Below are 24697 nucleotides of genomic sequence, written 5' to 3' on the forward strand. Positions count from 1 at the left end.
AATGGCGGCCATTATACGAGGGCACGAGCACCTCTGAACGCTATATTTAGGAGTCTTTTATGGCTGTCGCCCTGAGCACGCTGGTAGAGGAAGCAAATCGGTACTTGAACTGCGCTGCCATCAGCGATTACTGCCCCAACGGATTGCAAGTCGAAGGCCGACCGCAAGTGCTGCGTATCGTCAGTGGCGTGACCGCTAGCCAGGCGCTGCTCGATGCTGCGGTTGAGGCTCAGGCCGATTTGGTGCTGGTGCACCATGGTTATTTCTGGAAGGGCGAAGACCCTTGCGTCACTGGCATGAAGCAGCGCCGTCTGAAAACCTTGCTCAAGCACGACATCAGCTTGCTGGCGTATCACTTGCCACTTGACCTGCACCCTGACGTGGGCAACAACGTGCAGTTGGCGCGGCAATTGGACATTACCGTTGAGGGCCCGCTGGATCCGACCAACAGCAAAGTAGTGGGATTGGTGGGTTCATTGGCTGAACCGGTGACCGCGCGTGATTTTGCCCGGCGGGTTCAAGAAGCCCTGGGACGTGAGCCATTGTTGATTGAAGGCAGCGAAATGATTCGTCGCGTGGGCTGGTGCACTGGCGGTGGCCAGGGTTACATCGACCAGGCCGTATTGGCGGGTGTTGATCTGTACCTGAGTGGCGAAGCTTCTGAGCAAACGTTCCACAGCGCACGCGAGAACGACATCAGCTTTATCGCGGCCGGGCACCACGCTACCGAGCGCTACGGCGTACAAGCACTGGGTGATTACCTGGCGCGACGCTTTGCGCTGGAGCATCTGTTTATCGATTGCCCGAATCCGATTTAATGTTTTGCACAAATAGGTAGCCGCTGCCGCAGGCTGCGGTGGGGCACGCAGCGGCCCTGCTTTCAGGTTAAGAGTGAAGGTCCTGCAGCCCTTATCGCAGCCTGCGGCAGCGGCTACAGATACGGGAATGGCCAAACCCGGCGATCTATTCTTAGATCGTTTCGATCTAGTTGGCGCCCTCAATATAAGAGGGCGCTGTGCTAGCATTCTCCGCTCGAACACGGCCCGCAGGCCGTTCATAAGATAGTTTTCGTGAGTAGCCATGGTCGACAAACTGACGCACCTGAAACAGCTGGAGGCGGAAAGCATCCACATCATCCGCGAGGTGGCCGCCGAGTTCGATAACCCGGTAATGCTGTACTCGATCGGTAAAGATTCCGCCGTGATGCTTCACCTTGCTCGCAAGGCATTTTTCCCTGGCAAGCTGCCGTTTCCGGTGATGCATGTCGACACTCAGTGGAAATTCCAGGAGATGTACAGCTTTCGCGACAAGATGGTCGCCGAGCTGGGCCTGGATCTGATCACTCACGTCAACCCGGATGGCGTGGCGCAAGGGATCAACCCCTTTACTCATGGCAGCGCCAAGCACACTGACATCATGAAAACCGAGGGCCTCAAACAGGCTCTGGACAAGTACGGTTTTGATGCAGCCTTTGGTGGCGCGCGCCGCGACGAAGAGAAGTCCCGCGCCAAAGAGCGTGTGTACTCCTTCCGCGACAGCAAGCACCGCTGGGACCCGAAAAATCAGCGTCCCGAGTTGTGGAATGTCTACAACGGCAACGTCAACAAGGGCGAATCGATCCGCGTATTCCCGTTGTCGAACTGGACCGAGCTCGACATCTGGCAGTACATCTACCTCGAAGGTATCCCGATTGTGCCGCTGTACTTCGCCGCTGAGCGTGAAGTCATCGAGAAAAACGGCACATTGATCATGATCGACGACGATCGGATCCTTGAGCACCTGTCTGACGAAGATAAAGCCCGTATCGTCAAGAAAAAGGTCCGTTTCCGTACTCTTGGCTGCTACCCGCTGACCGGCGCGGTGGAGTCCGAGGCTGAGACCCTGACAGACATCATCCAGGAAATGCTCCTGACGCGAACTTCCGAGCGCCAGGGCCGAGTCATCGATCACGATGGCGCAGGCTCGATGGAAGATAAAAAACGTCAAGGTTATTTCTAAGGGGTTGTCATGTCGCACGTATCTGATTTGATCAGCGAGGATATCCTCGCCTACCTGGGCCAGCACGAGCGCAAAGAGATGTTGCGCTTTCTGACCTGCGGCAACGTCGATGACGGCAAGAGCACCCTGATCGGGCGCCTGCTGCACGACTCCAAGATGATCTACGAAGACCATCTGGAAGCCATTACCCGTGACTCGAAAAAGAGCGGCACCACGGGCGATGATATCGACCTGGCATTGCTGGTTGACGGCCTCCAGGCCGAGCGCGAGCAGGGCATTACCATTGATGTGGCCTACCGTTACTTCTCGACCGCCAAGCGCAAGTTCATCATTGCCGATACACCGGGCCACGAGCAGTACACCCGCAACATGGCCACCGGTGCATCCACCTGTGACCTGGCGATTATTTTGGTGGATGCCCGCTACGGCGTACAGACCCAAACCCGTCGCCACAGCTTTATCGCCTCGTTGCTGGGCATCAAGCACATCGTTGTGGCCATCAACAAGATGGACCTCAAGAACTTTGACCAAGGTGTATTCGAGTCGATCAAGGCCGATTACCTGAAGTTCGCCGAAGGCTTGAAAATGAAGCCTTCGAGCATGCATTTCGTGCCGATGTCAGCCCTTAAAGGCGACAACGTGGTGAACAAATCCGAGCGCTCGCCGTGGTACACCGGTCAGTCGCTGATGGAGATTCTGGAAACTGTTGAGGTTGCGGCTGACCGTAACCTCACCGACCTGCGCTTCCCTGTGCAATACGTGAACCGTCCGAACCTGAACTTCCGTGGCTTCGCCGGTACGCTGGCCAGCGGCGTGGTGCACAAGGGTGACGATATTGTTGTCCTGCCGTCGGGCAAAAGCAGCCGCGTTAAATCCATCGTCACTTTTGAAGGTGAACTGGAGCACGCAGGTCCGGGGCAGGCGGTAACACTGACCATGGAAGACGAGATCGACATCTCCCGTGGCGACTTGTTGGTGCATGCCGATAACGTGCCGCAGGTGACAGACAATTTCGAAGCCATGCTGGTATGGATGGCCGAAGAGCCGATGCTGCCGGGCAAGAAGTACGACATCAAGCGTGCCACCAGCTATGTACCGGGCTCGATTGCCAGCATCGTCAACAAAGTCGATGTGAACACGCTGGAAGAAGGCCCGGCGAGCGCGTTGCAGTTGAACGAGATCGGCAAGGTCAAAATCAGCCTCGACGCTCCGATTGCGCTGGATGGTTATGAAAGCAACCGCACCACGGGTTCGTTCATCATCATCGATCGCCTGACCAACGGGACTGTGGGGGCGGGCATGATCATTGCGCCGCCGTTGAGCCATGGCAGCGCGACGCATCACGGTGAGTTGGCACACGTCACCACTGAAGAACGTGCCCAGCGTTTTGGCCAGCAACCGGCGACGGTGTTGTTCAGTGGTTTGTCGGGGGCAGGTAAGAGCACCCTGGCTTATGCGGTTGAGCGCAAGTTGTTCGACATGGGCCGTGCGGTGTTCGTACTGGATGGTCAGAACCTGCGCCATGACCTGAACAAAGGTCTGCCACAGGATCGTGCTGGGCGTACCGAGAACTGGCGTCGTGCCGCTCACGTGGCGCGTCAGTTCAACGAAGCGGGCCTGCTGACACTGGCCGCCTTCGTTGCCCCGGATGCTGAAGGCCGCGAACAGGCCAAGGCGCTGATCGGTGATGATCGTTTGATCACGGTGTATGTACAGGCATCGCCAGCCGTGTGCGCCGAGCGTGACCCGCAAGGGCTGTACGCGGCGGGCGGCGATAACATTCCGGGCGAGTCCTTCCCGTATGACGTGCCCTTGAATGCAGACCTGGTGGTCGACACTCAGGCCTTGTCGCTGGAAGAAGGCGTCAAGTTGGTGCTGGACCTGTTGCGTCAACGCGGCGCTATCTAAACCGCGACTAAAAAGCCCGCCACCGAGAGATCGGTGGCGGGCTTTTTGTTGGGTGACGAACTGAGGCAGGGCGTCTACAAGGGCTGTTTACCTCAGACCTTGGGGTATTCCCGATGCAATTCCCCCAGCAACCGGTCCTTGTCTTCCCACAGCTGGTTGATCCAGGTCTGAAATGCCAACTTGTACTCGGCGTCCTGATCGTAGTTTCGACCGATGAATTGAGCCGGAATCTTCAGCTCTTCAAACACCACCACCACGTCATGCACGTTCCCGCACAGCAAGTCCCAATACCCCGGACGTCCGCCCGGGTAATGAATCGTCACGTTGACGAGGGACTGCAACTGTTCGCCCATCGCATCCAGCACAAAGGCAATGCCCCCGGCTTTGGGTTTGAGCAGGTAGCGAAACGGTGAGTGCTGTGCGGCGTGTTTGGCTTCGGTAAAGCGCGTGCCTTCGACGAAGTTGAAAATACCCACCGATTGATCTTTGAACTTGGCGCAGGTTTTACGCGTGGTCGCCAGGTCAGCGCCTTTCTTTTCCGGGTGTTTGGCCAGGTAGGCCTTGGAGTAGCGCTTCATGAACGGAAAGCCCAGCGCCCACCACGCCAACCCAATCACCGGCACCCAGATCAGTTCTTGTTTAAGGAAGAACTTCAGCGGGCGGATACGTTTGTTGAGCGCGTATTGCAGCACCATGATGTCGACCCAGCTCTGGTGGTTACTGGTCACCAGGTACGAGTGCTCATAGTCCAGCCCTTCAAGGCCCTTGATATGCCAGCGGGTTTTGCGCAGTAAATTCATCCAGCGATTGTTGTTACCCACCCAGGCTTCGTGGATGTGTCGCATCAATTCGTCAGTCACCCGTTGCGCGGCTCCAAACGGCAGGCACAGCTTGAAAATGGCGACGATAAACAGCGGCGTGCAGCACACAACGGTGTTGATCGCCAATAACAATGAAGCAATGACGCCGCGTAACGGCGCAGGCAGAGAGTCCATTTATACATCCATAGGTCGGTTGGCGGCTTGAATCGCTGTCAGGGCGATGGTGTAGACGATGTCGTCCACTTGGGCGCCACGGGGCAGATCGTTTACCGGTTTGCGCAGGCCTTGCAGCATCGGCCCCAAGCTGACGCAATCGGCGCTGCGTTGCACGGCTTTGTGCGTCGTGTTACCGGTGTTCAGGTCGGGGAACACAAACACGGTCGCGCGGCCTGCAACCTGGCTATTAGGGGCAAGCTGGCGAGCCACCGCTTCGTTAGCGGCGGCGTCGTATTGCAGCGGGCCGTCGATCAGCAGCGCGTGCTGGGCTTCGTGCGCCAACAAGGTGGCTTCACGGACTTTTTCGACTTCTTCACCGCTGGCTGATTCGCCACTGGAATAACTGATCATGGCCACACGCGGGGTAATCCCGAACGCAGCCGCCGAGTCGGCGCTTTGCAGAGCGATTTCTGCCAGTTCAGTTGCGCTCGGGTGCGGGTTCATCACGCAGTCGCCGTAAACCAGTACCTGCTCCGGGAACAACATAAAGAACACCGAAGACACCAACGTACAGCCCGGCGCGGTTTTGATCAGTTGCAGGGCAGGGCGGATGGTGTTGGCGGTGGAGTGGATAACCCCGGAAACCAGGCCGTCGACTTCGTCCAGTGCCAGCATCATGGTACCGATCACAACCGTGTCTTCCAGTTGTTGTTCGGCCATCGGCGCGTTGATGCTTTTGGTTTTGCGCAGCGCCACCATGGGCTCGACATAACGGCCTCGAATCAGGTCCGGATCGAGAATTTCCAGACCCGGCGGCAGCTCAAAGCCATGGGCCTTGGCCACGGCGTGGACTTCTTCAGGTTTGGCCAGCAGCACGCAGCGGGCGATGCCTCGGGCCTGACAGATCGCAGCTGCCTGCACGGTCAAAGGCTCGCTGCCTTCGGGCAAGACGATCCGCTTGTTGGCCTGCTGGGCACGCTGGATCAATTGGTAACGGAACACCGCGGGCGTCAGGCGCATTTCCCGTGGGGTGCCGCAACGCTGATGCAACCAGTGGGCGTCGAGATACCCGGCGACAAAATCAGTGATGATTTCCGCGCGCTCGCGGTCATCTATCGGAATCTCTTTGTTCAGTTGATTGAGCTGATTGGCGGTGTCATACGAGCCGGTGCTCACCGACAACACCGGCAGCCCGGCTTGCAACGCGCCTCGGCACAGCTCCATAAGGCGCGGGTCGGGTTTGGTGTCGCTGGTCAGCAGCAAGCCCGCCAAGGGCACACCGTTCATCGCGGCCAGGCTGACCGCGAGGATGATGTCATCGCGATCGCCAGGGGTTACCACCAATACGCCGGGCTTGAGCAGTTGCAGGGTATTGAGCACGGTGCGGGCGCACAGGATGATCTTGGACATGCGCCGGGTTTCGTAGTCGCCCGCGTTCAGCACCTGCGCCCCGAGCAACTCTGCTACGTCGCGGGTGCGCGGGGCATTGAGCTCGGGTTGGTACGGAATGCAGCCGAGCAGCTTGAAGTCACCACTGCGCAGCAACGGCGAATGCTCTTTAAGGCGTGCCGAAAACACTTCCATGCTTTCGTCGGTGCGCACTTTATTGAGGATCACGCCGAGCACTTTCGGGTCTTTCGGGCCGCCAAACAGCTGCGCCTGCAACTCAACCCGGCCTGAAAGCTCGGTCAGCACTTCGTTTTCCGGCGCCGACACCAGAATCACTTCAGCATCCAGACTCTTGGCCAGGTGCAGATTGACCCGTGCCGCGTAACTGGCGGTGCGAGTGGGCACCATGCCTTCAACGATCAGCACATCTTTGCCAATGGCCGCTTCTTGATAGAGGCGGATGATTTCTTCAAGCAGTTCATCCAGTTGGCCGTCCCCGAGCATCCGCTCGACATGTGCCAGGCCCAAAGGTTTTGGCGGTTTGAGGCCGTGAGTGCGGGCCACCAGTTCAGTAGAGCGTTCAGGGCCGGTGTCGCCCGGGTGCGGCTGGGCAATCGGCTTGAAGAAGCCGACTTTCAGACCTGCACGCTCCAGGGTCCGGACCAGACCGAGGCTGATAGATGTCAGGCCCACACCAAAGTCAGTGGGGGCGATAAAGAAAGTTTGCATGCGAGCTTCCTGACGTGGCAGTGCAAGAGCAACACTCGATAAACGAGACGTGTGCCTGAATCAATTGCCAAGGTTAACGCTATCGGCCTCTTGAGCACACCAGCCACAGCGAAAGGGTTGGCCAATTTTTTTTGACCTTTGTTCTGCATCAAGTACCCAGGGGCGTGATTGCCATGGCGGCAAATGACGTTGGTGCTGGGTATGGCCGCAGGAGAGCACAGCAACCCAGTGCTGCTCCTCATCTTGGCGCCAGCCAATGATTGTTGAAGTTTTCAAAGTTATCCGTTGGTCTTGGTTGTGTTCGCTTTCGTGCGATTGCTTGGTTAAACTTGCGCACTCTTTATTATTTTGCAAAAGGTCTCGCCCCATGACGATCGCCACCAACAAGGCAGTCTCCATCGAATATACCCTGACCAACGACGCTGGTGAGGTCATCGACAGCTCTGCCGGCGGCGCTCCGCTGGTTTACCTGCAAGGCGCAGGTAACATCATTCCAGGTCTGGAAAAGGCGCTTGATGGCAAGGCTGTTGGCGACGAGCTGGACGTTACCGTTGAGCCAGAAGACGCATACGGCGAATACTCTGCCGAGCTGGTCAGCACGCTGAGCAGCAGCATGTTCGAAGGTGTTGATCAACTGGAAGTGGGCATGCAGTTCCACGCTTCCGCGCCAGACGGCCAAATGCAAATCGTGACCATCCGTGATCTGGACGGCGACGACGTGACGGTTGATGGCAACCACCCATTGGCTGGCCAGCGTCTGAACTTCAAGGTCAAGGTTGTCGCTGTACGTGACGCAAGCCCTGAAGAACTGGCTCACGGCCACGTTCACGGTGAAGGCGGTCATCAGCACTGATAAGTGGTGCTACGCTCAGGTGTGAGCTAGTCAAAAAAAGGCGCCTTCGGGCGCTTTTTTTGTAGTTTTGAGAGTGTGGCAATCGGCATCTTGAGCGGTTGTCTAAATCTAGCCCGGGAATTTTGGAGTCCGTCATGAGTGCTTTTCACGACCTTACCTTAGATGCACTGGACGGCAAACCGTTGTCACTCAAGACCCTGAAGGGGCAGGTGGTATTGGTAGTAAACGTTGCCTCCAAATGTGGTTTGACCCCGCAGTACGCTGCTTTGGAAAACCTGTATCAACAGTACAAAGAGAGAGGCTTTAGCGTACTGGGAGTGCCTTGCAATCAGTTCGCAGGGCAAGAACCGGGTACTGAAGACGAAATTCAGGCGTTTTGCAGCCTCAACTACGGTGTGTCTTTCCCGTTGAGCAGCAAAGTTGAGGTCAATGGCCCTGACCGTCACCAGCTCTACCGCTTGCTGGCGGGTGAAGGGGCCGAGTTCCCAGGCGAGATTACCTGGAATTTCGAGAAGTTTCTGGTCGGCCCGGACGGTCGAGTCCTGGCGCGCTTCTCACCACGCACGGCGCCGGATGATGCCACTGTCATTCAGGCGATCGAAAAAGCGTTGGCATAAGCGAGCGCGCCAATGTAGGCGCACGCTTGTGTAGACGCGAGCTTGCTCGTGATCTTTTGATCGTTAGAAAGATCGCGCGACAAGCTCGTTTTTACTCTTCTGAGGGGCGTAGCAGCGCAAGTGAGTCGGCATTGTCCTGGCAGGCACGCTGCAACTGACCTTCAAACTGTTCGATAATCCCTGGCCAGCCTTGGCGGCACGCATGGTGACGGGCATTAAGACGTACCGTGCGCAACGTTTCCGGATCTTCGAGTAGCCAGGCTGCCGCATCGATAAATGCGTACTCATCGCCTGGCATGGCCAGTACACCATTGTAGCCGTGTCGAATGTGCTGACCGGCGGCTGCAGCGTCATAGGCTACAACCCCCAACCCGGATGCCAGCGCTTCGAGCACGACATTGCCAAAGGTCTCGGTCATGCTGGGAAACAAGAACACATCGCCGCAGGCATAGTGGCGTGCGAGGTCTTCGTCTGATTGAGCCCCACAAAAGATGGCTTCGGGCAGTGAGGCTTCGAGTGTGGCGCGATTTGGGCCATCGCCGACGACAATCAGCCTGAACCTGCGCCCTGGATAGCGCTCTTGTAGAGCATCCAGACAGCGCTTGAGCGCCCCCAGATTCTTTTCAGGCGCCAGGCGGCCCACATGCAGCAGCGCAATGTCGTTCTCGCGCAGGCCCCAGCGTTGGCGCAGGGCATTCTGGCGTTTTGCCGGGCTAAACAGCCGACTGTCGACTCCGCGCTCAAGTAACTCCAGTCGATCAAAGTGCCGGCGCTTCAGCTCAAGCTGCTGGCTGGTACTGGGAACCAGGGTTAACGCTGAGCGGTTGTGAAACCAGCGCAAATACTGAGTCAGCAACCGTGTGAATACGCCCAGGCCATACACATTGGAGTATTGCTGGAAATTGGTATGAAAACCGCTGACTACGGCAATGCCCAACCGGCGGGCGACGCGAAGTGCGCACAGCCCTAAAGGACCTTCGGTAGCGATATACACCACATCCGGGCGTTGTAATTGCCAGCGCTTCATCAGTCGACGGGTGGAGGCCATGCCCCATTGCAAGCCTGGGTAGCCAGGCATAGACCAGCCACGGCAGAGCATCAACTGATCATTGCTGCGTTGATTGCCGTCGCATGTCTGGCGTGGACGCACCAGTTCGACATGGTGGTCGCGAGCGCGCAACCCCTCAAACAAACGACCGAGGGTATTCGCCACGCCGTTGATTTCAGGTGGGAAAGTTTCTGTGATCAGAGAAATATGCAGTGCAGTCGTCATAGCTCCAGTCTCAACGTGATCTATGTCGACTACGTGTCAGCTTAATGATGAATTTATGGCGATTGAGCCGTAGACAGCCAGCGACAATTTAAGCGCCGTACGGCTCTCATCGCTTGAATCGCAGCGATGAGAGCCTTGGTTTTATGCGTCTATTTTTAAGCAGGCATTAACGCAGGCAGATAGGTTGTCGAGCGTGAGCGAGGTCACACGATGCTCATCTTCGAACGAGTACGCTTTGGAGAAAATACCGGCGTGAGTCAGCCCGCTGTAGTCGACGCCATTAGGGTATTCGTCCCGGTGCAGGCGTTTATCCAGGGCTTCTTCGGTCAGAGAAAGGGAGTGAGTGACCAGGCGTTCTTCAAGGTTGTTCACCCCATTGAAATAAACACTGTCCGGGTCCAGGCTCAGGGAGGCCAAAGCAGTTTTGAGCTGTGTACGGATGCGATCGCGCAGAATATCGGTTGCTGTAGTCATGTTTTTAACGTCCTTTCTTTACTTCAAGCAACGAGAGCGTCCTGCTCTGCAATGGGTTTGCTTGAAGGCTTGGTGAGGATTTAAAAACATGTCGCGGCCGTGATGTCGGTATATATGTAGTGCTGTCGGGCGCAAATACGTTTTTGCGCCCAGACGAGTGTTTCAAGATTTTTTGACAGCCAATGCCTCTTCACCTCGCTCACGCACCCAGAACAACGTCGCCCCGGCCACTGCTGCTGGCATCATCAGGATGTTGACCACCGGAATCAGTAACACCAAATACACCACCCCGCCAAAGCTCAGGCTCTGCCAGCGCTTCTGGCGCAGCCAGGCGAGCATTTCGTTCCAGCCCAATTTGTGGTTATCCGCCGGGTAGTCGATGTACTGGATGGCCATCATCCAGATCCCGAAAATCAGCCACAAGGGCGCTGCGATCAGGTTGACCACCGGTACAAGCGAGAGAATCAGCAACGCAATGGCCCGAGGCAGGAAATACCCCAGCTTGCGCATTTCACGCGCCAGTGTGCGTGGCACCATTGCGATGAGCTCACTCCAACTGAAAGGCGGGGAGTTATCGACTCCGCGCACCACGGCCTCGACTTTTTCCGCGAGAAAACCGTTAAAAGGCGCGGCAATAATATTGGCCAGCAGGGTGAAGGTAAAAAACACCATCAGTGCAACCAGCACTACAAACAGCGGCCATAACACGTAGCTGAGAAAGCTGAGCCAACTGGGAAGCGACGGCATCAGTGCATCGACCCAAAGGCTGAACTGATGCCCGGCGAAGTAAATTAGCCCGACGAACAGCACCAGGTTGATCAGCAGCGGCAGTAAGACGAATAAACGCAGGCCTGGGCTAAGGACCAGCTTTAGGCCTTCACGCAGGTACTGCGGGCCAGATAGAACGGGGGCAGGCATAGTGGGCTCCGAGCAATTGAAAACCGGCCGACCTTAGCGGCTTTATCTTTACGACGAAAGCCCAGTCTCAAGATCGACAATAACTGTAACAAAGACGTCCAATGATGAATTTGACTACATAGAGACCTGCTATGAGCTGGATTGTTAATGCGTATTTCCTTACTCTCAGCGGCCTCTATACGCTGCACCTACATTTTCAGGACCTGCGGGTTTCAGGCTTGGCCTGAGCGGGTGTGCGGTTTCTTTTTATTCCAGCCGGTAAAGCGGCGTTCCGACCCGGTTTTGACACGGGCGGTCATAGGAGTGAGTCATGTCTGAAGTACGTCATTCGCGTGTGATTATTCTGGGTTCCGGCCCTGCCGGTTACAGCGCTGCGGTTTATGCTGCCCGGGCTAACCTCAAACCACTGCTGATCACAGGCATGCAGGCGGGCGGTCAACTGACTACCACCACTGAAGTCGATAACTGGCCAGGTGATGTGCACGGTCTGACCGGTCCAGCGTTGATGGAGCGTATGCGCGAGCACGCCGAGCGTTTTGAAACCGAGATCGTGTTTGATCACATCAACGCCGTTGATCTGAAAAACAAACCGTTCACCCTGACTGGCGACAGTGGTACGTTCACCTGCGACGCGCTGATCATCGCGACTGGCGCCAGCGCACGTTATCTGGGCCTGCCGTCTGAAGAAGCGTTCATGGGCAAAGGTGTTTCGGCCTGTGCGACCTGTGACGGTTTCTTCTACCGCAACAAGCCTGTTGCCGTAGTGGGAGGGGGGAACACGGCGGTTGAAGAGGCACTGTACCTGGCCAATATCGCCAGCAAAGTGACGCTGGTTCACCGCCGTGAGACGTTCCGTGCCGAGAAAATCCTGATCGACAAACTGAATGCCCGTGTGGCTGAAGGCAAAATCGAATTCAAATTGAACTCGACGCTGGACGAAGTCTTGGGCGACAACATGGGCGTGACTGGCGCTCGCCTGAAAAACAACGACGGCAGTTTTGAGGACGTGAAAGTCGACGGTGTTTTCATTGCCATCGGCCACACACCGAACACTTCGTTGTTTGAAGGCCAGCTGGAACTTAAAGACGGCTACATGGTGGTTAAGGGTGGCCGTGAAGGCAACGCGACTGCAACCAGCATCGAGGGCGTATTCGCTGCTGGCGACGTAGCTGACCACGTCTACCGCCAAGCCATCACCTCGGCTGGTGCTGGCTGTATGGCTGCTCTGGACGCTGAACGCTACCTGGATGACCTGCAGAACGCAGAGTTCAAGTAATCCGTAGTGCATAAAAAAAACCGGCTTCGGCCGGTTTTTTTGTGTGCGACATAAATCCCTTGTAGGGGCGGCGTTCTTACGCCTTGCGGGTCAGCGGCTGGGCGTTGAGTTTGACCCCGGCCAGGCCGTGCTCGATCAAGGCGCGGATATTGCTGTGGTCAGTGCCTTCTGGCGTGGCCAGAACCGAACGGTAATGCTCGCCGAATGCCAACAGGGCTTCTTGATCGCTCAGGCCTTCGAGCAGTGCCAGGCCTAAGGTTTTGCACGAGCCTTCGTTTTGCCCGGCTGCGTTTTCGACACCACCGTTGTTAAAAGCCTGCGGCTGATAATCGTAGTGCGCGGCGATAAACGCCAGCGTGTCTGCGAATACGTGTTCGCCGCTGTTGAGGCTGGCGCGCAGGGTGTTCAAATCAGTCATGCTGTTTTCCTTTGGCAAACGCCGCCGTTTGTTCGGCGCTGGCTTCTTTCTGGTATTGGGATTTCCATTCGGTGTAAGGCATGCCGTACACCACTTCACGAGCGTCATCGAGGCTGATGTCGATCTGACGTTCATCCGCCGCGGCCTTGTACCACTTGGACAGGCAATTGCGGCAAAAACCCGAGAGGTTCATCAGGTCAATGTTCTGCACGTCTTTGCGGCTGTCCAGATGCGCGACAAGGCGGCGAAAGGCAGCGGCTTCAAGCTCAAGGCGTTCTTGGGGCGTCATTTTAGTTCTCGTTGGAAGGAGTGCAGCTGCAAGTTTCAAGCGACAAGCTGCAAGTTAAAGCCAAAGCCGATCTGCTTTTCTCTTGCCGCTTGAAGCTTGCGGCTCGAAGCTGTTTAGCGGCTCGCCGCTAGCGTAATCGACACCGATTCAGCAAAACGCAGGGCGTGCGGCTTGTCGACTTCGACTTCGGCGTACAGCACGGCGGTGTTGCTCATCACCAGATCCAGCAGTTCCTGGGTCAGGCGCTCCAGCAGGGCGAAGCGGTTTTCTTCGACGTGTTGAATCACCGCTTTGGTAATGGTTCGGTAGTTCAGGGCGTGGTCGATATCGTTATCACGCACGGCCTCTTGCGCGGCATACAGGATGGTGAGGTTGATCAACACATCCTGCTTGTTGAGGATTTCGTCCTCATTGATGCCGATAAATGTGCGCAGGCACAAGTCTTTTACGCGGATACGGGCCATTCCCGGCTGAAGTTGTGGCATTACGATTTGCTCCGTCCAATCAATTGCAGGAACTCCATGCGGGTGCTGCTTGACTCGCGAAACGCGCCCAGCATGACCGATGTGTTCATGGTTGAATTTTGTTTTTCTACGCCGCGCATCATCATGCACATGTGCTTGGCCTCGATCACCACCGCCACACCAGCCGCCTGGGTGACGCTCTGAATCGCGTCGGCGATTTCCCGGGTGAGGTTTTCCTGGATTTGCAGGCGACGGGCAAACATGTCGACGATGCGGGCCACTTTCGACAGCCCCAGTACTTTGCCAGTCGGGATGTAAGCCACGTGTGCCTTGCCAATGAATGGCAGCAGGTGGTGCTCGCACAGGGAGTAAAGCTCGATGTCGGCGACGATCACCATTTCGTCACTGTCTGAGGCAAACAAAGCACCGTTGACGATTTCTTCCACGCTCTGGCTATAGCCATGACACAGATACTGCATGGCTTTGGCTGCGCGTTTAGGGGTGTCGAGCAGGCCTTCGCGTTCAGGGTTTTCACCCAGGCCGACCAGGATCTCGCGGTAATGCTCAGGCAATGATGTGCTCATGAAAATACTTCCTCGCGGACGACTTACTTAAGGTGCCGTCCGCCGTTGACGGTCAGGGTGGTGCCGGTCACGTACGGGTTATCCAGCAGGTAGCGCAGGCTTTGGTAGATCACCTCGGCGCCGGGTTCGATGCCCAGTGCTGACTTGGCCAGGGTTTTGGCGCGATATGCCGCGTCGTCGTCGGGATTAAACATCAGCAAGGCCGGGGCGATGCCGTTAACTTTGATATGGGGCGCCAGTTTAGCTGCGAATGACAATGTCAGGCTGTCGAGTCCGGCTTTGGTGGCGCAATACGCGATGTGTTTGCTGCTGCCTTTGCGCGTGACATCGTCGCTGATGTGAATGATGTCTGCCGGGCTTGAGCGCGCCAGTAATTGGCTGCAATGCAGGTTGATCAGGTACGGAGCGAGCATGTGTACGCTGAACATTTGGCTAAACGCGCTGGTTTCGGTCTCTGGCGTTTCAGCCAGCCACGCCGACGCGTTGTGGACGATCGCCCGCAAACTGTCAGTGTGGCTTTTGAGACGCTCAATGAAATCGAGAATACCGCTCTCGCTCGAAAAGTCGGCAAACAAGGTGATCGCGCCTAACTCGCGTAAAGCCTGCACGCCGGGTTTTTCGCTGCGATAACTGATGATCACGGCAAAGCCGTCAGCCAGCAGTTGCTTGGCGCAATGCAGGCCAATGCGCTGGGCTGCGCCAGTGATCAGGATTGGGGCAGAAGAAGTCGGCATGTCGGGCTCGTTACAGAAAAGCCGGAAACGGTCGCGGCGTAATGGCAAAACTATACCAGCGTCCGCGACGTAACGGCCAAGCTCCTGACGATCCTTTAACTGCGATGAGGCACGATTGTGCTACGCAAGGGTTTTGCGGGCGCACTGTGTAGCCAGCCAGCCAGTAAATGGGTCGAAAGTGGAATAAACAGGTAAACCATCAGGGGCGTCAGGGCCAGGGTGCTGACAAAAACGCGCGGCAATACACTCAATTCGCCCAACAATGGGCCTAAAACAAAGTTGAACAACAGCGACACCGGAAAGAATGCCAGCCAGATCGCGACGGCTTGTTTCCAGCGTGGCGGCCGTTGCCCGACGGCACCAAACCAGCCATCAATGCCACGGACCCGATGTTCAGAAGGGTTGGCGAATAAGTGTGCGCCGCGTTGCAGCCACGACTTGCGGGAAACAGAGTGTTCCCAGGCGTACAGGGTGGATTCATCGGCGAAGCGGAAAATAATCTGAAATTCGTCATCGCCGGGAGGCGGGGCCAGGACGCCGGAGCCCAGATAACCGGGGAAGTCGGTGGCTAACTGTTCGCCTTCGTGCAGCCAGGCAATCAATTCCTGATAACGGCCTTTGGCGACGCGGCGCGCGACCATCAATGTGACAGGGGAGGCAGACATTATGTATCTCCATGAGGCGGGTGCTGCCCGGGTAGGGCAATCACAAAACACAGCGCCGGGGTGGTGGGCTGTGTACTGAAAAACAAGCAAGGATTGTTCCCGTATTCCCTTGTAGCCGCTGCCGCAGGCTGCGATAAGGGCCGTAGAACCTTCGTTTGCGTTGAAAAGCCGGGGCCGCTGCGCGCGCCATCGCAGCCTGCGGCAGCGGCTACAGGTTTACGATTGTGGGAGCATGAGGCGTACAATCGCTGTTTAACCCATGACCTTGGCCATCCTGATGCCTGTGATTACTGATATTGAGCCCGTCGCCCAGATTGCCGATCACTCTGAGTCGCAAGGTCTGTATCCGATCAGAGAAGTCGCCCGGCTCACGGGGATCAATCCGATTACCCTGCGGGCCTGGGAGCGGCGCTATGGCCTGATACAACCAACACGCACTGAAAGTGGGCATCGCTTGTACACCATGAGCGATATTGGGGCGGTGCGTCAGGTCATGGGATGGCTTGAGCGCGGGGTGGCGGTCAGCAAGGTTGCCGAGTTGCTTGCCCGCGCAACCCCTTCTGACAGTGCGCTGCAAGACAGTACTTCAAACGAATATGCGCAGTTGCAAGCACGTATCCAGAGCGCGCTCAGTGCATTTGATGAGTCAGAGCTGGGGCGTTTGTACGCTCAGATTTTCTCCAGCTACCCGCCTGAAGTCGTGTTTCAAGACATTTTCTTGCCACTCTGGCAGCGGCTCTTGAAGGGGCAAGATGAGTTTGGCCGCACCAGCGAGTGGTTGTTGCTTGATGGCTTCTTGCGCGGGCGCGTGCAGCATCGCCTGCAAATGCAGCTGGCAGATGCGCGCCATTGTGTGTTGCTGGTCGCGCTGCCTGAAACATGCCGTGAGCTGGAGCTGCTGGTCGCGGGCTTGTTGTTGAGCCGCAGTGATCGACTGGTCCAGGTTTTGGCGGTGGAGCAGCCTCTGGATGAGCTGTTGTTGATTTGCGAGAAGGTTCAGCCGCAGGCAGTTGTGCTGTTTGCTCAGCATGTGTTGGGCGCGGCGCAGCATCGGCGATTGACGCGATTGGCCCAGAGTTTGAACTGCTCGATTGCGTTGGCGGGTGAAGCGGCGGAGGTCGCGCAAGAGGCATTGGCCCGTTCAACGATTGCGTGTCTTGGCAGCGACGCCCGTTTGATGAATCAGCGTCTGGACACAGTGCTCAAGGGCGCGACAGGGCGCTGATGGGTGTCAGGCGTGCAGGGCCGGATGGGCCAGGCGATGCTGTTGCAGGATGAATTGGCGCAAGCGTTCAGTTTCTTCCGTGTCCCTTTGGCTGAGGCTGTAAGCATAAAGCCCTGAATGGGTTTGCTGTTCCAGCGTGCCGCGCACGGCAATTCGCTCATACCCTGTGGGGCTGAACCATTGGGCAAATTGGCGTGGCGGACGTCTGTTGTTGCGCACCTCAATCAGCAACCCCTTGAACGACACCTCAGTGACCCACAGGTGTCCAGGGCGTGCCCGAATATTTTCCAGTGCCACCGGCTCTTCAAGCGTCAATCGCCAGGGCCGTACCTTTGGCCCTTCTTCGAAAATGCTCGGTGCGCCCACTTGCAGATGCGGGGTGTGGAATTCGTCTTCAATCAGGCGCAGCGGAAAGGTCATTTTCTGGTTGGCAAATTGCGCCTGGAGGGTGACTTGTTCGTGACCGGCCAAACGTGTCAGCAGGTCGCGGATTTGCGACACGCCACTCATGGTCAGGCTCGACGACACTTCCCGCTGATTGAGCAGCGGGTTTTGGTGCATTAACTGGATGAAGTCCAACTCGTCCTGAGTCAGAAGGCCGTCATGCGACATAATCTGGCTCGATGATTGTGCTTAAAAAAGCAGGGGGTCTGCTCCCGTTTCATTGCAGCCGCGTCGCTGGCTAAATTTGACACGAGGCCCCTACGGACGAAAGCCCACGTGTGCTTTCGTCGTGGCTGCAATGAAACGGGAGCAGACTCTAGAGACTAGACCTTCAATCTGGCTTTTTGTTAAAGCCATTCGTCGCTTTCAACGCCTCCAGTTCCGCTTTCACTGCGGCCAGTTCAGCCTCTAACTGCGCGACCTTCTCCTGTGCTTTTACTTGCAGGCTGACGTCTTTTTGTACGCCAATGAAGTAGGTCAGCTTATCGCTTTCGTTGAAGACCGGCGTGATAGACAGCTCGTTCCAGAAATGTGAGCCGTCCTTGCGGTAATTGCGCAGTACCTGACGTGTTGGTTTTCCAATGGCAATCGCCTCACGGATCAATTGCAGCCCGATTTGATCGCGGTCTCCCGCCTGCAAAAAGCGGCAGTCCTGATACAGAATGTCGTCGCTGCTGTACCCCGTCAGCGCTTCGAATGCCGGGTTCACGTAGATCAGAATGTTGTCGTCACCTTCCTGTTCAGCGACCACGATGCCGTCTTGGGACGCGTTTACCATGCGTTGCAGCAAGCGGGCATTGATCATCGAGTCACGCTCCATAAGTCAGTCTGAGTCGCAGCATTTTAAGACATCGCAACAAGCTGTCTACGTGCTATCACCGAAAGCGACGTCTCACCTGTTAATATCCCGGCCTTTTAGTCAGTTACAGGATCAGATTGATGAAAGTCGCCATCCTTTCCGGCTCGGTGTACGGCAGCGCTGAAGAAGTCGCTCTCCATGTCAAACAACTGCTGATCGATGCCGGTTTTGAGGTGTTGCTCAATTCACGCAACAACCCCACGCTAGCGCAAGTTCAGGCTTTTGCGCCAGAGGCCTTTTTGGCCGTCACATCCACCACCGGCATGGGCGAATTGCCTGACAACTTGCTGGCGCTGTACAGCGCAATCAAAGACTCTCTTCCTGGCGCATGGCGCGGTCTTCCTGGCGGCATCATCGCTTTGGGCGATGCGAGCTATGGCGATACCTTCTGTGGTGGCGGTGAGCAAATACGCGAACTGTTCGGTGAGCTGGGCGTGCACGAAGTACAGCCGATGTTGCGTCTGGATGCCAGTGAAACCGTCAGCCCGGAAACTGATTGCGAGCCGTGGGTTGAAGACTTTATCAAAGCACTGAGGCAGTAACCGGCCGCTCACGCAGCAGCTCCAGCCAGGCTTGGGCTGCGCGTGATAAATACGCACCTTCGCGCCATATGAATGCAATATCCCAACGCAAGTAGTCCGGTGCGATGAGCTTCAAGCGTACGACCCCGGGGCGTATCAGCCCGCGAGCGACCACGCTGGGCAGCAATACCACGCCTTGCCCGGCAGCCACCAGAGCCACCAAAAAGTCCGATTGGCCGCTGCGCCCGCCTTCTTTGGGAGTGAACCCCATTTGTTGGCAGGCCTGAATGACGCGATCGTTAAGCACAAAGCTGCGTTGATAGAGCAAAAAAGGCGTTTGTGCCAGTTGCTCCAAACGTACACTGCCGCCCTCAGCCAGCGGGTGATCAGCCGGCAGCAAGGCATCCAGCGGCTCATCGCAAAAGGGCTGATAGGCAAATGTGTTGTTCTTCGGCGTCAGGCTGCCACCCAACTCCAGTTCGCCACTCATGACCGCCTGTTCAATATTCAAACTGCCGCCTTCGAGCAATTGCACCTGAATGTTTGGATAACGGCGCCGGTACTCGGCAAACAGGCTGGCAAACAGAGCATCACTGCCCAGCAGCGGCAGGCCCAATTTTAATTCGCCACGGGCTAAATGGCTCAGGTCGTCGAGTTCACTCAACAACTCATTGTGCAGCCGCAGCATGCCTTCAGCGCGCTGTAAGACGACGTTGCCAGCTGCCGTCAGGCGGACATGCGAGCCCAGGCGGTCGAACAGGGGCGTGCCGAGGCTGTGCTCCAGTTGCGCGACCTGTTTGCTCACCGCCGACTGGCTGATGTGCAGGTGGTGCGCGGCTTGGGTGAATCCACCGTGGCGAGCCACTTCAACGAAAGTACGCAGTTGTTTGAATTCCATGAGCGAGATTCCAGTTTGGAATGGTGCTTAGTCTAACAATTCGTTTTCGGTATGGAAGGGGGCTCTTTAAACTGAAGCCCTGTCTGGAGTGGAAACAACATGAAACGCTTTGATGTAAAACGCGCGGGACGGCTGGTCAGTGAAGTCGCCGTATTGCTGGCCCTTTATTTTTTGGGGTGTCAGATCGCGACAGGCTGGCATTTACCGATACCGGGCGGGGTGATCGGCATGGTGCTGTTGCTGCTGGCGTTCGCCCTGGGTTGGGTCAAGCCTGCGACCTTGCAACGGGGGGCCGGTGTATTGATGGCCGAGATGCTGTTGTTCTTTATCCCCGCGTTGATGAGCCTGCTCGATTACGGGGGGCTGGTGCGCGATGACGGCTGGCGCATCCTGCTGGTCATCGGCATCAGCACGTTGTTGGTGATGGTGGTTACCGCGTTTACCGTCGAAGCCGTCTGCCGCTGGAGGTTGCGCCATGACGTTTGAATGCATGCCCGTGTTCTGGCTGGTGCTCACGTTGGCGGCTTATGGCTTGAGCCGCTGGTTATATCGGCGTACCGGGCGCTACCTACTGTCGCCACTGATTTTAGTGCCAGCCTTGTTGTTGGCGGTGGCCGTGCCGCTGAATACGGCTTACGCCGAATACTCCAGAGATACCCATTGGTTGATGCGGGTGCTGGGCCCGGTGACCGTGGCCTTCGCCGTGCCTATCTGGCAGCAACGCACACTGCTCGCGCAGCATTGGATGGCCTTGTTATTGGGCATGCTGGCAGGCAGCGTGGTGTCGATTGGCAGTTCGTTTTGGCTGGCCAGGGCGCTGGCGCTCGACACCTCACTGACCTTGTCATTGGTGCCACGCTCAATCACCACGCCGTTTGCCATGCCGCTGGCGCAAAGCCTGGGCGCAGTGCCGGATCTCACGGCCGTATTCGTGATGTTTACCGGGGTTTTTGGGGCGCTGATGGGCGGCATCCTGCTCAAGTGGTTGCCCTTGCGCAGCAGCCTGGCGCGCGGTGCGCTGTTTGCTGTCGGCGCCCACGGTGCGGGTGTCAGCCGTGCACGTGAGGTTGGTCATGAAGAAGGTTCGGTGGCCGGTTTGGTCATGGTGTTGACCGGCGTTCTTAACCTGTTTGCCGCCCCTTTGCTGACGTGGGTGCTTTAACGTTTTTCGTCGCCGCTGCCGCAGGCTGCAATCGAGCCCGAAGGGGGCGCGCTTTTGAAAAACCGGTGTGAAACACCTTGTCTCTCGTCAGCGGCGACAGGGCCTGTCGGTTCAAATCCCGGGCATAAAAAAGGCCGCTGTAAGACAGCGGCCAAAGAAGACGTTCATCAAGGAGCTACAAATCAACGTCAGGGTAAATCGGGGGGAGAGCAGAGTCGCTGGACTCAATGCTCTGGGCTTGTCCAAGGCCTGTGTGCCTGGCAAGTGCGGCAAGAATAATGTCTTGCCCGTCAGGGAGTAAGCCCGGTTTACGACAATCTCTTTTACAGCTTGGGCAACAGTCGTCCAAGGCTTGTAGCGCTCTAGGTCGAGGCTTGTGGCGGCCTGCTGTCAAAAAATAATGATCGTGCCTTATACCGCGGGGAAAGTTGATTGCGCACACGTTTAAGCTGGCTGATAACCCATCCGCCAACTGATGGCGTGAGCCGCAGCCAACAAGCGTTGTGCTGCCGGCCCATGTTCATCGGCATGAAACAGCGACGTGGGCCCCACGACTGTCAGCACCCCAGCCACTTTGCCGGTGGCTTCAAACACCGGGGCTGACAGGGCATCGACGCCCGGCATCAACAAACCATGCACAAAATGCAAACCTCGGGTGCGGATCTGCTCGCTGATGGCCGCATAGGCTTCAGCCGTTTGCAGCGGGTGCAGTTGATCGGTTTTCAGCTCTTGCTCGCGTAATTCGGCAGTTTCGCGGTCAGGCAAAAAGGCATTGAACACCAATCCGGTCGACGAACTTAATAGCGGCAGCACTGAGCCCAGCTTAGTGACCACCGTGACCGCACGAACGGCGGCCTCAATATGGACTACGGTCGCCCCCTGATTGCCCCACACGGCCAAAAAGCAGGTTTCGTTCAAGTCATCACGCAACTCAGCCAAGGGCAGAGCGGCGACTTTGAGCACATCCATGCTATTGAGCGCGGCCAAGCCCACGCGCAATGCCTCGCGGCCTAGAGCGTAATGATTGGTGGCGGCATTCTGTTCGGCAAACCCACTGGCAATCAGCGCCTGCAAGTAACGATGAACTTTGCTGGCGGGCATTTGCACGTGCTCGGCCAGGCGCGACAAAGAAGTCGATGGCGACAGCTCGGCCAAGGCCTTGAGGATGTCAGTGCCGACTTCTGCGGAGCGCACTTTCTGTTTGCCTGTGCTGTCAGTGTTGCTGCGGGGCTTTTCCATGGAGGCGCTGGTTCTCGGGACGAATGGGCGTCTTTATAGCTTGACGCTTAATACCAATCAAATTACGTTATGCGTAATCCGATTACGATAAAAATAACGCAGTGAGACATCGGTGCTTTCAACGCCGAGTGAATCCACTGTTTTCTCCACGCTGGAGGCTCCATGAACCTCGACTCGTCTTTGTCTGACCTCACGTATCAATCCGGGTTTGGCAATGAATTCAGCAGTGAAGCGCTACCCGGCGCTTTGCCGGTTGGGCAAAACTCCCCGCAAAAAGTCCCTTATGGCCTGTACGCCGAATTGTTATCCGGCACGGCATTCACCATGGCGCGCAGCGAGTCTCGGCGCACCTGGATGTACCGCATCAAGCCGTCAGCCAATCACCCGGCGTTTATCAAGCTTGAACGTCAATTGGCCGGAGGGCCGCTGGGGCCGGTGACGCCCAATCGTTTACGCTGGAACCCGCTGCCGATTCCTGACGAGCCCACCGACTTCATCGACGGTCTGGTGGGCATGGCTGCCAATCATGGTGCGCAAGAACCAGCGGGTATCCGCATTTATAGCTACCGCGCCAACACCTCGATGCAACGTGTATTTTTCAATGCTGATGGCGAGTTGTTGCTGGTACCGGAACAGGGACGCTTGCGCATTGCCACCGAATTGGGGCGTTTGGACCTTGAGCCTCTGGAAATTGCGGTTATCCCGCGTGGGCTCAAGTTTCGTGTTCAATTGCTCGACGCGCAGGCGCGTGGCTACATCGCTGAAAACCATGGCGCGCCGCTGCGCCTGCCGGACCTGGGGCCGATTGGCAGCAATGGCCTGGCCAATCCACGTGACTTTTTGACCCCGACTGCGCACTACGAAGACTCGCAGCAGCCGGTCACGCTGGTGCAAAAGTTTCTCGGCGAACTGTGGGGCTGCGAGCTGGATCACTCGCCCCTGAACGTGGTCGCGTGGCACGGCAACAATGTGCCGTACAAATATGATTTGCGCCGTTTCAACACCATTGGCACGGTCAGCTTTGACCATCCCGATCCCTCTATTTTCACCGTTCTGACTTCGCCCACCAGCGTGCCGGGTTTGGCCAATCTCGATTTCGTGATCTTCCCGCCGCGCTGGATGGTGGCTGAAAATACCTTCCGTCCGCCGTGGTTCCATCGCAATTTGATGAACGAGTTCATGGGCCTGATCCAGGGCAGCTATGACGCCAAAGCCGAGGGTTTTTTACCTGGCGGAGCGTCGCTGCACAGCTGCATGAGCGCCCATGGCCCGGATGCCGAAACCTGTACTAAAGCCATCGCCGCCGATCTGCAACCGAGCAAAATCGATAACACCATGGCCTTTATGTTTGAGACCAGCCAAGTGCTGCGTCCGAGCCAGTTCGCCCTCGAATGCCCGCAACTGCAGCCTAATTACGACGCGTGCTGGGCTTCGCTGCCCTCCACCTTTACCCCGAATCGGAGATAACCCATGACCCAGTCCGCATTAACCCTGAGTTGGATCGGCTCCGCTAACGGACACCGCGATTTCCCGCTGCAAAACCTGCCGCTGGGCATCTTCAGCCTCAAGGGCTCGGCCCCGCGCAGCGGCGTTGCGATTGGCGAGCATATCTTTGATCTGGAAGCCGCGCTGGCGGCCGGCTTGTTTGAAGGGCAAGCCAAAGTCGCGGTCGAAGCCTCGTTGGGCGGTTCGTTGAACGCTTTTTTTGCGCTGGGCAAAACAGCCCGCGTCGCGTTGCGTGAGCGCTTGCTGGAACTGCTGAGCGAAGGCAGTACCCTGCGCGGAAAAATCGAAGCTCAAGGCGCAACATTGCTGCCATTGGCGGCCGATTGCGAACTGCATCTGCCGGCCAAAATCGGTGACTACACCGACTTTTATGTCGGCATCGAACACGCGAAAAATGTCGGTAAATTATTCCGTCCCGATAATCCGTTGCTGGCGAACTACAAGTACGTGCCAATTGGTTACCACGGCCGTGCGTCGACGATTCGCCCGTCGGGTGTCGACGTGCGCCGTCCCAAAGGTCAAACCTTGCCGGCAGGCCAGACGGAGCCGAGCTTCGGCCCTTGTACCCGTTTGGACTATGAGCTGGAGCTGGGTATCTGGGTGGGGCAGGGCAACGAGATGAGCGAAGCCATCCCCGTGAGCGAAGCGGGCGAACACATTGCCGGTTTTTGCCTGCTCAATGACTGGTCGGCGCGGGATATTCAAGCGTGGGAATACCAGCCACTGGGGCCTTTTCTATCCAAAAGCTTTATTACCAGCATTTCGCCATGGGTGGTGACGGCCGAAGCGCTGGAGCCGTTCCGCCGCGCGCAACCGGCTCGCCCCGAGGGTGACCCACAGCCGTTGGCCTACCTGTTGGATCCCCAGGACCAAGCCAGTGGCGCACTGGACATCGAGCTGGAAGTGCTGCTGTTGACCGAGTCCATGCGCGAGCAAAACCTGCCTGCGCACCGTTTGGGCCTGAGCAACAGCCTGAATATGTACTGGACCGCCGCGCAGTTGGTGGCTCATCACAGCGTTAACGGTTGCCAGTTGCAGTCGGGCGATCTGTTCGGCTCGGGCACCTTGTCGGGGCCTGATCGCTCACAACTGGGCAGCCTGCTGGAAATCACCGAAGGCGGCAAACACCCGATTGAGCTGGCGTCGGGTGAGGTGCGTAGATTCCTCGAAGACGGTGACGAAATCATCCTGCGCGCCCGCTGCACGCGTGAAGGCTATGCCTCTATCGGTTTCGGCGAATGCCGGGGCAAGGTCATCGCTGCACGCTAACGGGAGCG

The 24697-nt window shown here is 57.1% G+C and carries 28 protein-coding genes; 12 read left to right on the forward strand and 16 right to left on the reverse strand.

Annotated elements, in window-relative coordinates:
• Positions 1-59 precede the first annotated feature (59 nt).
• From ACIQYF_RS09005 to cysN, 3 genes are all read left to right on the forward strand, one after another.
• Positions 60-818 carry a Nif3-like dinuclear metal center hexameric protein gene (locus ACIQYF_RS09005; RefSeq protein WP_402859726.1) on the forward strand — a complete coding sequence of 253 codons (759 nt, stop codon included), beginning with the start codon at positions 60-62 and terminating at the stop codon, positions 816-818.
• Between the two features lie 262 nt (positions 819-1080).
• Positions 1081-1998 (forward strand): sulfate adenylyltransferase subunit CysD, encoded by a 918-nt coding sequence (cysD, locus tag ACIQYF_RS09010; protein ID WP_019408820.1) that lies wholly within the window; start codon positions 1081-1083, stop codon positions 1996-1998.
• A gap of 9 nt (positions 1999-2007) precedes the next feature.
• Positions 2008-3906, forward strand: a complete 1899-nt coding sequence (gene cysN / locus ACIQYF_RS09015; protein WP_402859731.1) for a sulfate adenylyltransferase subunit CysN — start codon at positions 2008-2010, stop codon at positions 3904-3906.
• Between the two features lie 92 nt (positions 3907-3998).
• On the opposite strand, the gene ACIQYF_RS09020 is transcribed toward cysN, so the two are convergent.
• From ACIQYF_RS09020 to ACIQYF_RS09030, 3 genes are read right to left on the reverse strand one after another with little or no spacing between them, the layout of a single operon-like run.
• A complete protein-coding gene (locus ACIQYF_RS09020) occupies positions 3999-4901 on the reverse strand; it encodes an acyltransferase (protein ID WP_402859734.1) in 903 nt (300 codons plus the stop codon).
• Positions 4902-7001: a phosphate acetyltransferase gene (gene pta / locus ACIQYF_RS09025; protein WP_402859737.1), complete on the reverse strand. Its 2100-nt coding sequence runs from the start codon at positions 6999-7001 to the stop codon at positions 4902-4904. It lies immediately after the preceding gene.
• Between the two features lie 60 nt (positions 7002-7061).
• A complete protein-coding gene (locus ACIQYF_RS09030; RefSeq protein WP_402859740.1) occupies positions 7062-7400 on the reverse strand; it encodes a DUF3565 domain-containing protein in 339 nt (112 codons plus the stop codon).
• Here ACIQYF_RS09030 and ACIQYF_RS09035 point away from each other — a divergent pair.
• Together ACIQYF_RS09035 and ACIQYF_RS09040 are read left to right on the forward strand one after the other, a co-directional pair.
• Complete coding sequence (locus ACIQYF_RS09035) at positions 7369-7854, forward strand: peptidylprolyl isomerase (protein ID WP_402859743.1); 486 nt, start codon at positions 7369-7371, stop codon at positions 7852-7854. The two genes, ACIQYF_RS09030 and ACIQYF_RS09035, sit on opposite strands and share 32 nt — an antisense overlap.
• 134 nt (positions 7855-7988) lie before the next feature.
• Positions 7989-8471: a glutathione peroxidase gene (locus ACIQYF_RS09040; RefSeq protein ID WP_402859746.1), complete on the forward strand. Its 483-nt coding sequence runs from the start codon at positions 7989-7991 to the stop codon at positions 8469-8471.
• Between the two features lie 91 nt (positions 8472-8562).
• Here ACIQYF_RS09040 and ACIQYF_RS09045 read toward each other — a convergent pair whose 3' ends face one another.
• The 3 genes from ACIQYF_RS09045 to cysZ all read right to left on the reverse strand — a co-directional run bounded on the left by ACIQYF_RS09045 (position 8563) and on the right by cysZ (position 11136).
• Entirely contained in the window at positions 8563-9744 is a 1182-nt protein-coding gene (locus ACIQYF_RS09045) for a glycosyltransferase family 4 protein (protein WP_402859749.1), read from the reverse strand.
• A 141-nt stretch (positions 9745-9885) separates the two neighbouring features.
• On the reverse strand, positions 9886-10218 hold the full coding sequence (locus ACIQYF_RS09050) for a hypothetical protein (protein WP_402859752.1): 333 nt from the start codon (positions 10216-10218) through the stop codon (positions 9886-9888).
• 162 nt (positions 10219-10380) lie between these two features.
• Positions 10381-11136: a sulfate transporter CysZ gene (gene cysZ, locus ACIQYF_RS09055; RefSeq protein ID WP_402859755.1), complete on the reverse strand. Its 756-nt coding sequence runs from the start codon at positions 11134-11136 to the stop codon at positions 10381-10383.
• A gap of 310 nt (positions 11137-11446) precedes the next feature.
• Here cysZ and trxB point away from each other — a divergent pair, with 310 nt between their 5' ends.
• Complete coding sequence (gene trxB / locus ACIQYF_RS09060; protein WP_402859758.1) at positions 11447-12412, forward strand: thioredoxin-disulfide reductase; 966 nt, start codon at positions 11447-11449, stop codon at positions 12410-12412.
• A gap of 76 nt (positions 12413-12488) precedes the next feature.
• Here trxB and ACIQYF_RS09065 read toward each other — a convergent pair whose 3' ends face one another.
• The 6 genes from ACIQYF_RS09065 to ACIQYF_RS09090 form a co-directional block, all read right to left on the reverse strand.
• Positions 12489-12830: a HopJ type III effector protein gene (locus ACIQYF_RS09065; RefSeq protein ID WP_402859761.1), complete on the reverse strand. Its 342-nt coding sequence runs from the start codon at positions 12828-12830 to the stop codon at positions 12489-12491.
• Complete coding sequence (locus tag ACIQYF_RS09070) at positions 12823-13119, reverse strand: DUF1244 domain-containing protein (RefSeq protein WP_402859764.1); 297 nt, start codon at positions 13117-13119, stop codon at positions 12823-12825. Before ACIQYF_RS09070 ends, ACIQYF_RS09065 begins: the two co-directional genes overlap by 8 nt.
• 113 nt (positions 13120-13232) lie before the next feature.
• The gene (gene folX, locus ACIQYF_RS09075; protein ID WP_402859767.1) at positions 13233-13604 is read right to left on the reverse strand and encodes a dihydroneopterin triphosphate 2'-epimerase; all 372 of its coding nucleotides are present in this window, start codon (positions 13602-13604) and stop codon (positions 13233-13235) included.
• A complete protein-coding gene (gene folE / locus ACIQYF_RS09080; protein WP_402859770.1) occupies positions 13604-14167 on the reverse strand; it encodes a GTP cyclohydrolase I FolE in 564 nt (187 codons plus the stop codon). The genes folX and folE overlap by 1 nt, the downstream gene beginning before the upstream one ends.
• Positions 14168-14190: 23 nt before the next feature.
• Positions 14191-14901, reverse strand: a complete 711-nt coding sequence (gene folM, locus ACIQYF_RS09085) for a dihydromonapterin reductase (RefSeq protein WP_402859773.1) — start codon at positions 14899-14901, stop codon at positions 14191-14193.
• Positions 14902-14996: 95 nt separating this feature from the next.
• A complete protein-coding gene (locus ACIQYF_RS09090) occupies positions 14997-15566 on the reverse strand; it encodes an antibiotic biosynthesis monooxygenase (protein ID WP_402859776.1) in 570 nt (189 codons plus the stop codon).
• 277 nt (positions 15567-15843) lie between these two features.
• Here ACIQYF_RS09090 and ACIQYF_RS09095 point away from each other — a divergent pair, with 277 nt between their 5' ends.
• A complete protein-coding gene (locus tag ACIQYF_RS09095) occupies positions 15844-16791 on the forward strand; it encodes a MerR family transcriptional regulator (protein ID WP_402860132.1) in 948 nt (315 codons plus the stop codon).
• Positions 16792-16797: 6 nt separating this feature from the next.
• Here the strand turns inward: ACIQYF_RS09095 and ACIQYF_RS09100 are convergent, their stop codons facing one another.
• Together ACIQYF_RS09100 and ACIQYF_RS09105 are read right to left on the reverse strand one after the other, a co-directional pair.
• Entirely contained in the window at positions 16798-17403 is a 606-nt protein-coding gene (locus ACIQYF_RS09100) for a hypothetical protein (RefSeq protein WP_402859779.1), read from the reverse strand.
• Positions 17404-17566: 163 nt separating this feature from the next.
• Positions 17567-18040 (reverse strand): PAS domain-containing protein, encoded by a 474-nt coding sequence (locus tag ACIQYF_RS09105; RefSeq protein ID WP_402859782.1) that lies wholly within the window; start codon positions 18038-18040, stop codon positions 17567-17569.
• Between the two features lie 134 nt (positions 18041-18174).
• Here ACIQYF_RS09105 and ACIQYF_RS09110 point away from each other — a divergent pair, with 134 nt between their 5' ends.
• Entirely contained in the window at positions 18175-18636 is a 462-nt protein-coding gene (locus ACIQYF_RS09110; protein ID WP_402859785.1) for a flavodoxin, read from the forward strand.
• Here ACIQYF_RS09110 and ACIQYF_RS09115 read toward each other — a convergent pair.
• Positions 18617-19513 carry a LysR family transcriptional regulator gene (locus tag ACIQYF_RS09115; RefSeq protein ID WP_402859788.1) on the reverse strand — a complete coding sequence of 299 codons (897 nt, stop codon included), beginning with the start codon at positions 19511-19513 and terminating at the stop codon, positions 18617-18619. The two genes, ACIQYF_RS09110 and ACIQYF_RS09115, sit on opposite strands and share 20 nt — an antisense overlap.
• 99 nt (positions 19514-19612) lie before the next feature.
• Between ACIQYF_RS09115 and ACIQYF_RS09120 the strand changes: the two genes are divergently transcribed.
• Together ACIQYF_RS09120 and ACIQYF_RS09125 are read left to right on the forward strand one after the other, a co-directional pair.
• A complete protein-coding gene (locus ACIQYF_RS09120) occupies positions 19613-19999 on the forward strand; it encodes a CidA/LrgA family protein (RefSeq protein ID WP_402859791.1) in 387 nt (128 codons plus the stop codon).
• A complete protein-coding gene (locus tag ACIQYF_RS09125; RefSeq protein WP_402859794.1) occupies positions 19989-20675 on the forward strand; it encodes an LrgB family protein in 687 nt (228 codons plus the stop codon). Before ACIQYF_RS09120 ends, ACIQYF_RS09125 begins: the two co-directional genes overlap by 11 nt.
• 444 nt (positions 20676-21119) lie before the next feature.
• Here ACIQYF_RS09125 and ACIQYF_RS09130 read toward each other — a convergent pair whose 3' ends face one another.
• Positions 21120-21914, reverse strand: coding sequence for an IclR family transcriptional regulator (locus ACIQYF_RS09130; protein ID WP_402859797.1), 795 nt, complete (start codon positions 21912-21914; stop codon positions 21120-21122).
• Between the two features lie 162 nt (positions 21915-22076).
• Here ACIQYF_RS09130 and hmgA point away from each other — a divergent pair, with 162 nt between their 5' ends.
• Together hmgA and fahA are read left to right on the forward strand one after the other, a co-directional pair.
• Positions 22077-23381 (forward strand): homogentisate 1,2-dioxygenase, encoded by a 1305-nt coding sequence (gene hmgA, locus ACIQYF_RS09135; protein ID WP_402859800.1) that lies wholly within the window; start codon positions 22077-22079, stop codon positions 23379-23381.
• Positions 23382-23384: 3 nt separating this feature from the next.
• The gene (fahA, locus tag ACIQYF_RS09140) at positions 23385-24689 is read left to right on the forward strand and encodes a fumarylacetoacetase (protein WP_402859803.1); all 1305 of its coding nucleotides are present in this window, start codon (positions 23385-23387) and stop codon (positions 24687-24689) included.
• Positions 24690-24697 lie beyond the last annotated feature (8 nt).

It is taken from the genome of Pseudomonas sp. NPDC096917 (assembly GCF_044762555.1).
Lineage (GTDB): Bacteria > Pseudomonadota > Gammaproteobacteria > Pseudomonadales > Pseudomonadaceae > Aquipseudomonas.